The sequence below is a fragment of the Nocardiopsis sp. NPDC049922 genome (assembly GCF_040660275.1).
In the GTDB taxonomy this organism is placed as follows: Bacteria; Actinomycetota; Actinomycetes; order Streptosporangiales; family Streptosporangiaceae; genus Nocardiopsis.
In genome coordinates this window covers 97,484-111,393 of the sequence record NZ_JBFAME010000014.1, presented here as the reverse complement: position 1 = coordinate 111,393, position 13,910 = coordinate 97,484, and the positions used below count along the sequence as shown (strand labels likewise).

Sequence of the window (13,910 nt, the reverse complement as noted above, 5' to 3'; positions counted from 1 at the left end):
CGCCGGCGGCCGTGCGTACGGATCGGCCGACGTCAGAGCCCGAGCAGCTTCGCCTCCACCTCCGGGTCCAGGCCGACCGAGGGACGGTCGGGCCGCCGCGGCGCCTCCCCGCCCAGGGAGCGCAGCCAGTCCCAGGTGTCGGCGACGGTCTCCCCGACCGGGCGGCAGCGCAGGCCGGTGGCGAGGGCGCGCGACACGTCGCCCCGGTGCAGGGTGTCGTACAGCTCGCCGCGCGGCAGCCAGATCGGCAGGTCCGTCCACGGCTGGACGCCCGCGTCGAGGATCCGCCGGGGATCGGTCCAGACCAGCTCGGCGTCGGCACCCGTGGCCGCCGCGCACGCCTCCAGCAGCGCGCCCATCGTGGTGTGACCGGGCGGGCTCACCAGGTTGTACGGGCCGCCCAGCCCGGACTCGACGGCGTCGAGGGTCCAGACGGCGAGGTCGCGGCCGTCGACGTACTGGAGCGGAAGGTCGCGCGGTCCGGGGGCCAGGACCCGGCCGCCCCTGGCGATCCGGCCGAGCCACCAGGGCAGGCGCCCGACGTTCTCGTGCGGGCCGAGAATGAGTCCGGCGCGCGCGAACAGTGCCCGGTCCCCGAAGACCGCCTCCGCCGCGAGCTCGCCGCCCCGCTTGGCGCGCGCGTAGTCGCTCGCGTCGTCGTCATCGGGCGAGCCCTCCACGACCGGCCCGTCCTCGTCCAGCCCGGCGGCGGCCGGGTAGGCGTAGACGGACCGGCTGGAGACGTAGGCGTAGCGGCCGACCCGTCCGTCGAGGAGGCGCGCCGCCGCCGCGACCGCCGAGGGGGCGCCCGTCCAGGTGTCGACGACCGCGTCCCACTCCCCCGTCTCCAGTGCCGCGAGCCCGCCCGTCTCGGTCCGGTCGCCGCGCAGGTCGGCGACGCCGGCGGGGGCCGGGTGGCGGCCGCGGTGGAAGACCGTGACGTCCCATCCCCTGCCCAGGGCCTCCTCGACGACGGACCTGCCCACGAACTCGGTGCCACCGAGCATCAGAAGTCTCATACCGGAAGTCTGGCGGCCCGTCGGAGGGACGCGCCAGGGGTTCCTGCCGTCGGCAGAATCCCGACGGCGCGGGCACTCGGGGAACAGCGTTTGCCCGCGCTTACACCAACCGGGAGGAAGCCCGGTCTACCGTGGCCACAACGCCGCCGGGGGGAGGGGCGATGAGTCGGACCGTCGTGGACGTGGAGTCCCTGTGGGAGGCCGTCGACCGGCACACGGCGGCGATCGGGTCGAAGCTCGTCGGCTGGCGTCACCACCTGCACGCGCACCCCGAACTGCCCAACCGGGAGCGGGACACCGCCGCCCTCATCACCCGCCACCTGTGCTCGCTGAACCTGGACGAGGTCCGGACCGGAGTGGCCGGGTACGGCGTCGTCGGCGTCCTCAGGTGCGGCCTGCCCGGCGACCCGGTCGTCGCACTGCGCGCCGACATCGACGCCCTCCCCGTCAGGGAGGACAGCGGTGTCGACTTCGCCTCCACCGTCGTCGACGAGGACTACCCCGGCGGGCCCTTCCCCGTGGCGCACGCCTGCGGCCACGACTGCCACACCGCGATGCTCATGGGCGCCGCCGAGGTCCTGTCCGACCTGCGCTCGGAGCTTCCGGGCACGGTCCTCTTCGTCTTCCAGCCCGCCGAGGAGGGCCCTCCGGTCGACGAGGACGGCGGGGCGCGCGCCATGGTCGCCTCCCCGGCACTGCTCGACCCCGCCCCGACCATGGTGTTCGGCCTGCACGTGGTCCCGCTGCCCACGGGCATCGTCGGCTACCGGGTCGGCCACCTCCTGGCCGCGTCCTGCCTGGTGAAGATCACCGTCCGGGGCCAGCAGACGCACGGGTCGATGCCGTGGCTGGGGGTGGATCCGATGCCTCCCGCCGCCGAGATCGTCTCCGCCTGCGGCCAGCTCTACCGGCAGGTCCCGGCGACCTCCCCGATCACCGTGTCCATCGGGCACGTGGAGGACGCGGGCCGGTTCAACGTCATCGGCGCCTCGGTGGTCCTGTGGGGCACCGTCCGGTGCCTCGACACGGCCGACATGGACTCCGTGCGCGACCGTCTGCGCCGCGCCGCCGAGCACATCGCGCTGGCCCACGGGTGCACGGCCGCGGTCGAGTACCTCCAGGACGTGCCCCCGGTGGAGAACACGCCCAGCTGGACGTCGGCGGTCCTGCCCACACTGAGGCGGGTGGTCGGGGAGTCCCGGGTCAAGCGGACCGAGGCGGTCCTCGGCTACGACGACGTGTCGGAGCTCATCGACGCCTTCGGCGGGGTCTTCGTCCTGCTCGGCTGCCAGGACACCGAGTACGTCGGGGGCGCGCTGCGCGCGATCCCCGGGCAGCGGGGGGCGGCGACCAACCACGACCCCGCCTTCTACGCGGACGACTCGGTCCTGGCCACGGGGGTGCGGCTGTACTCCCACGTCGCCGTCGACCACGTGACCGGACGCCTGGACCCGGCCCTGGTGGAACAGCCCGGCCCGCCCGCGTTCTGATCCGGACGCCCCTCAGACCGAGCGGGCGCGCTCCAGCAGCAGGGCACGCTCGCGCTCGTTGCGGGTGAGCCCGGCGGCGCGCTCGAACTCCGCGCGCGCCTCCTCCGCCCGACCCAACCGCGAGAGCAGGTCGCCCCGGACCGCCGACCACGGGTGGTACCCCTCCAGTGAGGGCTCGTCGCGCAGGCGGTCGACGAGCGTGAGCGCCGGGCCAGGGCCCACCGCCATCGACACCGCCACCGCGTGGTTGAGCGCCACCACCGGGGAGGCGGTCACCTTGACCAGAGCCGCGTACAGCACGGCGATCGCCATCCAGTCGGTGTCCTCCGGCGTGACCGCCCGCGCGTGCTCGGCGGCGATCCCGGCCTGGAGCGAGTAGGGACCCCGAACGTCGTCGGGCCCCGCGGGCAGCGACCGGTCCAGCGCCGCCAGTCCCCGGTTGACGAGCAGCCGGTCCCAACGGGAGCGGTCCTGTTCCAGCAGCGGCACGGGCACGCCGTCGCGGCCCACCCTGGCGCGGAACCGCGACGCCTGGAGTTCCATCAACGCGACCAGCCCGTGGGCCTCGCGCTCCTTGGGCAGCAGCCCGACGAGCACCCGGCCCAGACGCATGGCCTCCTCGCACAGGTCGGTGCGCATCCAGCTCGTCCCGGACGTGGCGGTGTAGCCCTCGTTGAAGACGAGGTAGAGGACCTCCAGGACGGAGGAGAGCCGGGCGTCGCGGTCCTCGCCGACCGGTACCTCGAAGGGCACCTTCTTCTTCGCGAGCGTCCGCTTGGCCCGGACGATGCGCTGGGCGACGGTCGGCTCGGGCACCAGGAACGCGCGGGCGATCTCGTCGGTGGTCAGGCCGCCGAGCAGGCGCAGGGTCAGGGCGACCCGGGCCTCGGTGGACAGCACCGGGTGGCAGCACACGAACATGAGCCGGAGCAGGTCGTCGCCGTAGTCCTCCTCCAGGACCGCGTCGAACTCCGCCTGCCCGTCGTTCTCCTCGATCTCCCGGCCGAGGTCGGTCATGCGCAGCTTGAACCGCTCGTCGCGGCGCCAGCGGTCGAGGATCCGGCGCTTGGCGACCGTCGTCAGCCACGCGCCCGGGGTGTCGGGGACGCCCTCCGCCGGCCACTTCTCCAGGGCGCTGACCAGCGCGTCCTGCGCGAACTCCTCGGCGAGGCCGACGTCGCCGACCATCCGCGTCAGCGCGGCGACGAGGCGGGCCGACTCGATCCGCCAGACCGCCTCCACCGCACGGGTCGCGTCAGTGTGGCTCACTCCCCCATCTCAGCAGGGTGAGCCGCACTGACGCAACCGTCCCGGGACGCCTCAGCGAGGAGGTCAGCCGTTCTCGTACCCCTGGGCGCGCAGCTCCTGCTCGCGCTCCTTGACGTGCTCGGGGATGTCGTCGCCGAAGTCCTCCATCTCGAAGATGCGCCGCAGCCGCAGGTTGAGGACGGTGTCGTCGCCCTCCGGCGGGTGGGGGCAGCGCTTGGCCCACTCGATCGCCTCCTCGCGGGAGGACACCTGGAGGATCCAGTACCCGGCGATGACCTCCTTGGCCTCGGCGAACGGACCGTCGGTGACGGTCGCCGCCCCGTTCCGGAAGCTGACGACCGCCCCCTCGGAGGTCGGCGCCAGGCCCTCGCCCGCGAGCAGGACACCCGCCTTGACCAGCTCCTCGTTGTAGGCCGCCATCGCCTCGAAGACCTCCGCCGGCGGGACCTTCCCGGCCTCGGCGTTCTCGTCCGACATGATCGCCATCAGGTAGCGCATGGTGTTCACCTTCCGTGGTGCGCGGGGGCCGTTCTCCCCGCTCTCATCCACACGTCGAACGGGACCGACGCGGATCGACACGTCCCCCGGATTTTTCTCGCGGTTTTTCGAGGGCGTGGCCACAAGCGGACAAACCAGACCCTTGGGGGCGTTCTGGACCGGGGGTTCGGTAGAGTCCGGGGCGGTTCGGCGTTCACGGCCGCCCCCACGGGCCACCGTCGCGAACCCCGGCAGCAGAGTTCACGGTGGAGGAGGGCGACCGATGGGGCTTTTCCTGAGCACCGCCTTCGGCTTCCCCACCGCCCTGTTCACCCCGCTGCTGATCGTCGCCGCCCTCTACTGGGTGTTCGTGGTGGTCGGCGCGGCCGACACCGAACTCCTCGACGGCGTGGACGCCGACGGCGAGGCCACCGGACTCAGCGCGCTCATGACCCGGGCCGGGCTCCTGGGGAACGCGGAGCGGTCGTCCGCGCGCGGGCGCGACGCCGAGCGGTCGGGGCGCGCCCCGGTCACGGTCTCGCTCACCCTCATGGTGTGCGTCGCCTGGTTCGTGAGCATGATGGGCGGCATCATGACCAGCCTTCTCGAAACCACGTCCACCCCCCTGCTGCTCGCCCTCGGCGCCGTGGTCCTCGTGATCGCGCTGGTCGCCGCGTGGGCGGTCACCAGCGGACTGGTGATGGCCGTCGCCCGGTTCCTGCCCGGAGGGCGGAACGACTCCAAACACGACCTGGTCGGCCGCACGTGCGTGATCCGCATCGGCGAGGCCACCGGGGACTTCGGCCGGGCCGAGATCACCACCGACTCCGGAGCCGAGATCTCCGTCGACGTCCGCACCACCGGCGGCGAGGTCCTCCCCCCGGGCAGCACCGGCCTGATCTTCGACCACGACCAGGACGGCGACGTCTTCCTGATCACCGGCTTCGACGCGGCACTCGATCCCGGTCGGGACTGACTCCCGGGCGGGCTCGCGGAACCGTTCCACCGACCGCCACGTCAGACACACACGAGCGCCCCGGACACGGTCCCCACCGCGTGCCCCTCCCCCGGTGCTCGTCCCAGCCACCGCACGTCATGTGAACAAGGAGACCCCCACGTGTTGTCGAGCGCCACGACCACCGGACAGGAGGCGACCAGCGCGGCCTTCCTGACCGTCGGTGTCGCCCTGGCCATCGGAATCGTCGTCCTCCTCGCCCTGATCCTCATGGTCACGCGGCTCTTCCGGAAGGTCGAGCAGGGCAAGGCCCTCATCATCTCCAAGCTCCGCGACGTCCACGTCACCTTCACCGGCGCGATCGTCCTCCCGGTCCTCCACAAGGCCGAGATCATGGACATCTCGCTGAAGACGCTGACCCTGGACAGACGCGGCCGTGAGGGCCTGACCTGCAAGGACAATATTCGCGCGGACATCCGGGTCTACTTCTACGTCCGGGTGAACGAGACCGCCGAGGACGTCAAGAAGGTCGCCAAGTCCATCGGCACCGAGCGCGCCAGCGACCAGGACACCCTCCAGGAGCTGTTCAACTCCAAGTTCTCCGAGGCACTCAAGACCGTCGGCAAGCAGTTCGACTTCGAGGAGCTGTTCACCCAGCGCGAGCAGTTCCGCCACGCGATCGTCTCGCTCATCGGCACCGACCTCAACGGCTACAGCCTGGAGGACGTGGCCATCGACGAGCTGGAGCAGACCCCGCTGCACCAGCACGACGCCAACAACATCCTCGACGCGCAGGGCATCAGCAAGATCACCGAGCGCACGTCGAAGGAGCACAAGCGCACCAACGAGTTCGAGAACGACCGCAAGAAGGAGATCGACCGGCAGAACACCGAGACCGCCGAGACCCTCGCCGAGCTGGAGAAGCGCCGCGAGGAGGCCGCCGCCAAGGCCAAGCGCGAGATCGAGATCATCCGCGCCCGCGAGGAGGCCGAGACCGAGCGCGTCCAGGCCGAGGAGCGGCTCAAGGCCGAGACCGCCAACATCCGCACCAGCGAGGCGCTGGGCGTCCAGCACCAGAACCAGCAGCGTGAGATCGCGGTCGCCGAGAAGAACCGCGAGCGCGTCATCGCCATCGAGTCCGAGCGGATCGAGAAGGACCGCCTGCTGGAGGTCATCGGCCGCGAGCGCGAGACCGAGCTGTCACGCATCGCCAAGGACAAGGAGGTCGAGGGCCAACGGCGCGAGGTCGCCGACGTCGTCCGCGAGCGCGTCGCCGTCGACCGCACCGTCGCCGAGCAGGAGGAGGCGATCAAGCGGCTGCGCGCGGTCGAGGAGGCCGAGCGCACGCGCCAGGCGATCATCATCCAGGCCGAGGCCGAGGCCCAGGAGAACCTGGTCAAGGACATCAAGGCCGCCGAGGCCGCGGAGTCGGCCGCCAAGCACCGCGCCGCCGAGGAGCTGACCCTCGCCGAGGCCCGCCAGCAGGCCGCCGAGCTGGACACCCGCGCCAAGATCCGTCTCGCCGAGGGACTCCAGGCCGAGGCCGCCGCGGCCGGTCTGGCCGAGGTCCGGGTCCGCGAGCAGGACGCCGAGGCGATCGAGAAGGTCGGCCGCGCCGAGGCCGTCGTGGCCCGCGAGAAGGCGGAGGCCGAGGCCGAGGCGATCGAGAAGAAGCTGCGCGCCGAGGCCGCGGGTCTCAACGACAAGGCCGGGGCCATGGCCGCCCTGGACCAGGTCAGCCGCGAGCACGAGGAGTACCGCCTGCGTCTGGAGGCCGAGAAGGAGGTCCGCCTGGCCGGGATCGACGTGCACCGCCAGGTCGCCGAGGCCCAGGCCACCGTTCTGGCCTCCGGGCTGGAGAGCGCCGACATCAACATCGTCGGCGGCGACGGCGCCTTCTTCGACCGGATGGTCAACTCGATCGGCCTGGGCAAGGCCGTGGACGGCTTCGTCGGCAACTCCGAGACCGTCCAGGCCCTCGGCAACGGCTTCCTCAACGGCGAGGCCGACCTCAGCGCCGAGCTGGGCCGGTTCCTGTCGTCCGTCGACACCGAGGACGTCAAGAACCTCACCGTCTCCGCCCTGCTGGTCAAGCTGATCGGCGCGGGCGGCCCGCAGGCCGGCAAGCTCGACCAGCTGCTCGGCAAGGCCCGTGAACTCGGTGTGGACACGCTCCCCGTGACCGCGCTCGCCCCCGTGAAGCAGTGAGGCAGTCCTCCGTGACCGAGGCCCAGTCCCAGGAGACCGCAAGCCCCGGACCGGACGCCGAGGACGCGCGGACGCTGGACGCGGGCACCTACGAGGTGCTCCGCGCCCGGCTCCGCGAGCAGACCGGCGAGCTGGCCCGGCGAACCGAGGCGCTCAACGCCCGCCGCCTGGAGGTGTTCGGCGGGTCGGACATGACCCTGCTGGGCACCGAACGCATCCGTACCGAGCACAACTGCGTGCCCCGGGACATCATCAGCGTCGGCCGTTCCGTCGGCGACGGCGCCGACGGGGACCTGATCCTGTTCGGCTACAACGTCTTCATCGGCCTGCAACGGGAGACGCGCGTCTGCGACGTGTTCTCCGTGCACCGGTACGAGCACGGGGACGACGCCTTCGCGTTCGTCCACGCGCCCGAGGACGCCGTCCCCGGACTGCTGGCCGACGAGGTGTTCCAGCAGGACTTCGCGCAGCTGTACCGCTACTACCGGGACACCCGGCTGCTGCAGCTGCGCCGCGTGGAGGACCGCCTGCTGGCGGTGTTCCAGACCGGGCCGAACACGGAGGACGTGCGCGTGCTCCGGTGGGCGGTCTCACCCACCGGCACGCTGTCCTACCTCGACAGTCGCGGCGAGCGCGACCACGTGCGCCCGCCGTCGCACGACTTCACGTGGGTGGAGACCACCCGCGAGGACCACGTGCCGGGCCGCCACCCGCACATCTCGATCCTCGACGAGCTGTTCGTGGAGACGGTCAACGGCGACCTCACCATCAAGGTGGAGAACAACACCGAGGTCGGCGAGGGGATCTACGGCGAGCCGGTCGACGAGCCGCTCCAGAGCCTGGCCGACGCCTCGGTCCACTACGCGCGGGTCGGCGCGCTCGTCCTCCTGCGCGTCCTGCCCTACAACGAGACCGAATGGCGCCACCTGGTCTTCAACACCCGCACCAAGGAGGTCGTGCGGCTCGACGGGATCGGCCAGGCGTGCCAGCGCCTGCCCGACGACCAGGGCCTCATCTTCCCCGGCGGGTACCACCTGACCACCGGCGCCGCCCGCACGTTCGACACCGACGTCACCGACCTGGAGTTCGAGCGGGTCGTCCGCTCGCCCAACGGCGAGGACGTGCTGTACGTCTTCCACTCCCCGGCGGACGGCCGCAGCCTGCTGCTGTCGTACAACACCATCCGCAAGGAGGTCGCCAACCCGATCGTCTGCCACGGGTACTCCCTGTTCGACGACGGCACGATGACCGTCTTCCGGGAGACCTCGGACGGGCCCACCCGCGTGCACCCGATGCAGGTGTGGCGGACGCCGTACGTGTCCGACGTGTACGCGGCGGCCCAGCCGGCGGGCACGGGCCCGCTGGAGCGGATCGGCAACGCAGAGCTGGTGCGCGGCGTGTCCGAGTGCCTGTCCGTCGCCCGGATGGCCAGCGACATGAGCCCGTCCACCGGGGTCTTCGAGGCGATCATCGCGTCGTGCCGCCGCGTGGCCGACCGGTTCCACTGGCTGGGCGAGGAGGAGCTGGGCGACCTGGCCTCGCCGCTGGCGGAGGTGCGCGCCACCGCCGAGCGGGTGCTGGAGGAGTTCGAGACCGTCCAGGCCCTGACCCGGCAGGCCGCCGACGCCCTCGCGCGGACCGAGGAGCGGGTGACGACGCTCATCCGCACCTCCCGGGGGGAGACCCCGCGGTCGGCGGAGGGCTGGGTGACCCGGCTGACCGAGCTGCGCCGCGCGCAGGGGCAGGCGGCCACGCTCGGCGAGACACGCTACGTCGACACCGAACGACTGGCCGAGCTGGACGCGCGGCTGACCGAGGAGATCGACGCGGCCGGTCGGCGCACGGTGGCCTTCCTCGAACAGGACGACGCGTTCGACGGCTACCACGCCGAGGTCGAACGGCTGGTCGAGGAGGCCGAGGGCATCGACGCGGTCAGCGCCGCGACGGCCGTCGGCGAGCGGATCGAGGAGCGCGCCGAGGGCCTCCAGGTGGTCACCGAGGTCGTCGGGTCCCTCGACATCGGCGACGCGCGCGTGCGGACCCGCATCCTGGAGCGGATCAGCGAGGTCCTGGCCGGGATCAACCGGGCACGGGCCACCCTGGAGTCGCGCCGCGGGGAGCTGCTGGCCAGGGAGGGCCGGGCCGAGTTCGCCGCCGAATTCGCCCTGCTGGGCCAGGCGATCACCGGGGCGCTGGCCGCCGCCGACACCCCGGACCGGTGCGACGAACAGCTCGGGCGGATCATGCTCCAGGTCGAGAACCTGGAGTCGCGGTTCGCCGAGTTCGACGACTTCCTCGCGGAGCTGTCGGACAAACGCGAGGACGTCTACGAGACGTTCTCCACCCGCAAGCAGTCGCTCGTGGACGAGCGCGCCCGCCGGGCCGACCGGTTGGCCTCGTCCGCGGCCCGGGTCCTGGAGGGCGTGCACCGCAGGGTCGCCACGCTCTCCACCCTGGAGGACGTCAACACCTACTTCGCCTCCGACGCGATGGTCACGCGGCTGCGGCGCACCGCCGAGGAGATGCGCGAGCTCGGCGACAGCGTGCGCGCCGAGGAGCTGGAGGGGCGGATCCTGTCGGCCCGCCAGGAGGCCGGGCGGGCGCTGCGGGACCGGACCGACCTGTTCGAGGGCGGGCCGGGCGGCGAGACCATCCGGCTGGGTCGGCACCGGTTCGCGGTCAACACCCAGCCGATCGACCTCACGCTCACCCCGCACGGCGGGGAGATGGCGGTCGCGCTCACCGGCACCGACTACCGCGAGCCGGTCACGGACGCGGCCTTCGGCCAGACCCGCCACCTGTGGGACCGGCTGCTGGTCTCCGAGAGCGACGACGTCTACCGGGCGGAGTACCTGGCGACGTCGATCCTGGCCGCGGCCGAGGAGGGCGCGGACGGCGTGAGCCTCGACGCCCTGGCCGAGGCGGGCGTGCACGCCGAGAACGGGTCCCTGCTGGAGCTGGTGCGCGGCGTCGCCGAGACCCGCTACGACGAGGGCTACGAGCGCGGCGTGCACGACCACGACGCCGCCCTGATCCTGTCCGCGCTGCTCAGACTGCGCGCCGGGGCCGGACTCCTGCGGTACCCGGGCCCCGCGCGCGCGGTGGCGCAGCTGTTCTGGGCCTACGGAACGAGCAAGGAGGACCGGTCGGCGTGGCGCACGCGCGCGGGGTCGCTGGCCCGGGCCCGCGCGGTGTTCGGGGCGCGGCGCTCGGCGGCGGTCGACGCGCTGCGCACGGAGCTGGCCGAGGGCGTGGACGCCTTCCTCACCGAGACCGGGCTGTTCCAGGACACCGACCTGGAGCTGGTGGGCGAGTACCTGTTCGAGGAACTGGCCGAGGGGTCGCGGGCGGCGGCGGGCTTCGTCACCGGCGCGGGCGCGCGGACGCTGCTCGACCGGTTCCACCGGGCGCTGGGCAGTACGCGGGAGACCACGCGCAAGGCGTTCGAGGACGACCTGCGGGCGTTGGACGGCGACCTGTCGGCGCGGCACCAGCTGGTGACCGCGTGGCTGGAGGCGTTCGCGACCACGCTCGACGAGGTGGATCCGGGCGACCTGCCCGAGGCGGCGGCGATCGAGCTGACCGGCTCCGCCGTGGACCGGTACGAGTCGTCAGCGGCCGTGCACGAGACGGTGACGGGCCTGCTCGGCGCGCATCGGCGGGTGCGCGACCGGTCCCTGGACGTGCGGTTGGACGAGATCCTGCCGCGCACGCGGGCGTTCCGTACCCGGGACGTGCCCGCCTTCCGGGACTTCCAGCGGCGCCGGAACGCGCTGGTGGCCGCCGAGCGCGAGCGGCTGCGGCTGGAGGAGTACCGACCGAAGGTGATGAGCGGGTTCGTCCGGAACCGGCTGCTCGACGAGGCGTACCTGCCGCTGATCGGCGACAACCTGGCCAAGCAGCTGGGCGCGGCCGGGGACGACAAGCGGACCGACCAGAGCGGACTGCTGCTGCTCATCTCGCCGCCCGGGTACGGCAAGACCACGCTGATGGAGTACGTGGCGAGCCGCCTGGGGCTGGTGTTCGTCAAGGTCAACGGGCCCGCGCTGGGGCACGGCGTGACCTCGCTCGATCCGGACGAGGCGCCCGACGCCACGTCGCGGCAGGAGGTCGAGAAGATCTCCTTCGCGCTGGAGATGGGCAACAACGCGCTGCTGTACCTGGACGACATCCAGCACACCAACCCCGAGCTGCTCCAGAAGTTCATCTCGCTCTGCGACGGCCAGCGCCGGATGGAGGGCGTGTGGAACGGGCGGACGCGCACCTACGACCTGCGCGGGAAGCGGTTCGCGGTGTGCATGGCCGGCAACCCGTACACGGAGCAGGGCAAGCGGTTCCGGATCCCGGACATGCTGGCCAACCGCGCGGACGTGTACAACCTGGGCGACGTGCTGTCCGGCAAGGAGGAGATGTTCGCGCTCAGCTACATCGAGAACGCGCTCACCTCCAACGCCACTCTGTCCCCGCTGTCCACGCGCGACCGGGAGGACGTGTACACGTTCGTGCGCATGGCCGAGGGCGACGCGTCGGTGGGCACGGACCAGCTGCGGCATCCGTACTCGGCGGCCGAGGTGGACCGGATCGTGTCGGTGCTGCGCAAGATGCTGCGCGTGCGTGAGGTGGTGCTGGCCAACAACCAGGCCTACATCGCCTCGGCGGGGCAGTCGGAGGACGCGCGCACGGAGCCGCCGTTCCAGCTCCAGGGGTCGTACCGGAACATGAACCGGTTGGCGGAGAAGATCGTGCCGGTGATGAACGACGCCGAGGTGGAGGCCGCGATCGACGACCACTACCTGGGCGAGGCGCAGACCCTGACGTCGGGCGCGGAGGCCAATCTGCTCAAGCTCGCGGAGCTGCGCGGGGTGATGACGCCCGAGCAGGAGGCCCGGTGGGCCGAGGTCAAGGAGGCGTTCCGGCGGGGCCGCGCGCTGGGCGGGGCCGAGGACGACCCCATGACGCGGGCGATCGGCGCGATGGGGCTGCTCGCCGACCGGGTGGGGTCGATCGGCACGGCCATCGACCGCGCGGCCGGGAGGTAGGACTGCGCGGACGGGTCGTCGCCCCGCCGGGGGCGGCGACCCGGCGGCGTCGGGGCGGTCAGAGGCGGACCGGCTCGCGCCCGGGGTCCGTGAGCAGTCTCGGGTCGCGGTCGCGCAGGAGCGCGACGAGCGGGGCGGCCGTCCCCGCCTCCTGCGCGTCCGCGCCCTCGGCGGCGAGCAGACCCACGAGCTGGAAGAACATGACCAGCCCGTTCTCCGTGTCCATGGCGCGGACCTCGACGTCGGGGACGATGACCAGCGAGGTCATGTCACCGTTCTCCGGCTCGCCACCGAGCGGTGACGGCGTGACGATCCAGTGGCCGACGTCCAGGTCGCTGCCAGCGAGGAAGCGGTCGGCCAACGCGTGCAGGACGCGCAGGATCCAGGCGGGCACGGAGCGGTCGGCGGGGTCGCGGGGGATCCTGCAGGTGAACTCGAACCCCGCTCCGGAGACCCGGGGCTCCCCGCTGGTCTTCTCACCCAGCTCCGTCAGGCCGAAGGTCACCAGGAGCCAGTGCCCCTCCAGGGGGTAGGCGAGGACTCCGTCCAGCCCTTCCCCGCCCTGGCCGTCCGCGGCGAACTGGATGGTCAGCGGTTGGACGTCGGGGTACCGCCGCGCCCACTCCTCGTAGATCCGGGTGAGCCCGGGCAGCATCTCCAGCATGGTGTCGTGGCTCCCCACATCAGGTGTTCGTGCACGTCCGAGCATAGGAGCACGCCCGGCCGCGCGATCCGCCCCGCCGAGGGCGACCTCTGGAGCGCCGAACGGTGCCGGACCGGTTCGCGCGACTATGCGATCTCGAACCGCTGGTCGCCGACCTCCACTTCGACGTGCAACCGTCCTCCGATCGCCTCGACGTACCGTCGTAGTGTGTCGACCTGCGCGCGTTCGATGTCACCGCGCTCGATCCCCGACACCCGGTTCTGACTGACGTGCAGCCTCTCCGCCAGTTGCACCTGGGTCAGTTCGGCGGCCTCCCGCAGCTCGCGCAGACGGTAGGCACGAACTTCCTCCAGCATGCGTGCCCTGTGGGCGGCCACCGACTCCTCATCGACGGGTCGCCTGGCCAGCATGTCCTCCAAACTCGTGCCCATCAGCGTCCTCTCCCCAGTCCAGCGATGTGCTCGTCGAAGCGATCATCAGCGATTGGGATGTTCACCCGATACCACTTCTTCCAGTTCCCTGTTTTGTCCCCCGCGACCAGCATGATCGCCCTGCGCTTCGGGTCGAAGGCGAAAAGAACCCTCAGTTCCGAGCGACCGGTCGAGCCCGGACGCAGCTCCTTCATGTTGCCGTGCCGCGAACCCCGCACCGTGTCGACGAGGGGACGGCCAACGCCCGGACCGTATTCGGACAGCAACTGAAGCGCGGCGATCACCTGCTCATAGGAACCCTGGTCGAGGGAGACCAACCACGACTCGACCAGCTCCACGTTAATTTCCCACACCAGAC

10 protein-coding genes are annotated in these 13,910 nt (G+C 71.9%); 4 read left to right on the top strand and 6 right to left on the bottom strand.

What is annotated here, in order from left to right; genetic code table 11:
• Nucleotides 1–32: 32 nt before the first annotated feature.
• Nucleotides 33–1,019 (bottom strand): NAD-dependent epimerase/dehydratase family protein, encoded by a 987-nt coding sequence (locus tag AB0I72_RS22805; protein WP_358571963.1) that lies wholly within the window; start codon nt 1,017–1,019, stop codon nt 33–35.
• Between the two features lie 161 nt (nt 1,020–1,180).
• On the opposite strand from AB0I72_RS22805, the gene AB0I72_RS22800 reads away from it, so the two are divergent.
• Nucleotides 1,181–2,509, top strand: a complete 1,329-nt coding sequence (locus tag AB0I72_RS22800) for an amidohydrolase (protein ID WP_358571961.1) — start codon at nt 1,181–1,183, stop codon at nt 2,507–2,509.
• Nucleotides 2,510–2,521: 12 nt separating this feature from the next.
• On the opposite strand, the gene AB0I72_RS22795 is transcribed toward AB0I72_RS22800, so the two are convergent.
• The gene (locus AB0I72_RS22795) at nt 2,522–3,778 is read right to left on the bottom strand and encodes an RNA polymerase sigma factor (RefSeq protein ID WP_358571959.1); all 1,257 of its coding nucleotides are present in this window, start codon (nt 3,776–3,778) and stop codon (nt 2,522–2,524) included.
• 63 nt (nt 3,779–3,841) lie between these two features.
• Nucleotides 3,842–4,276: a YciI family protein gene (locus AB0I72_RS22790; protein WP_358571957.1), complete on the bottom strand. Its 435-nt coding sequence runs from the start codon at nt 4,274–4,276 to the stop codon at nt 3,842–3,844.
• Between the two features lie 262 nt (nt 4,277–4,538).
• On the opposite strand from AB0I72_RS22790, the gene AB0I72_RS22785 reads away from it, so the two are divergent.
• The 3 genes from AB0I72_RS22785 to AB0I72_RS22775 all read left to right on the top strand — a co-directional run bounded on the left by AB0I72_RS22785 (nt 4,539) and on the right by AB0I72_RS22775 (nt 12,457).
• Nucleotides 4,539–5,231: a DUF1449 domain-containing protein gene (locus AB0I72_RS22785; RefSeq protein ID WP_358571955.1), complete on the top strand. Its 693-nt coding sequence runs from the start codon at nt 4,539–4,541 to the stop codon at nt 5,229–5,231.
• A 141-nt stretch (nt 5,232–5,372) separates the two neighbouring features.
• A complete protein-coding gene (locus AB0I72_RS22780) occupies nt 5,373–7,418 on the top strand; it encodes an SPFH domain-containing protein (RefSeq protein WP_358571953.1) in 2,046 nt (681 codons plus the stop codon).
• Between the two features lie 11 nt (nt 7,419–7,429).
• Entirely contained in the window at nt 7,430–12,457 is a 5,028-nt protein-coding gene (locus AB0I72_RS22775) for a DNA repair ATPase (protein WP_358571951.1), read from the top strand.
• 58 nt (nt 12,458–12,515) lie between these two features.
• On the opposite strand, the gene AB0I72_RS22770 is transcribed toward AB0I72_RS22775, so the two are convergent.
• The 3 genes from AB0I72_RS22770 to AB0I72_RS22760 all read right to left on the bottom strand — a co-directional run bounded on the left by AB0I72_RS22770 (nt 12,516) and on the right by AB0I72_RS22760 (nt 13,890).
• A complete protein-coding gene (locus tag AB0I72_RS22770; protein ID WP_358571949.1) occupies nt 12,516–13,121 on the bottom strand; it encodes a suppressor of fused domain protein in 606 nt (201 codons plus the stop codon).
• A 125-nt stretch (nt 13,122–13,246) separates the two neighbouring features.
• Entirely contained in the window at nt 13,247–13,552 is a 306-nt protein-coding gene (locus AB0I72_RS22765; RefSeq protein WP_358571947.1) for an XRE family transcriptional regulator, read from the bottom strand.
• Nucleotides 13,552–13,890: a type II toxin-antitoxin system RelE/ParE family toxin gene (locus tag AB0I72_RS22760; protein ID WP_358571945.1), complete on the bottom strand. Its 339-nt coding sequence runs from the start codon at nt 13,888–13,890 to the stop codon at nt 13,552–13,554. Before AB0I72_RS22760 ends, AB0I72_RS22765 begins: the two co-directional genes overlap by 1 nt.
• Nucleotides 13,891–13,910 lie beyond the last annotated feature (20 nt).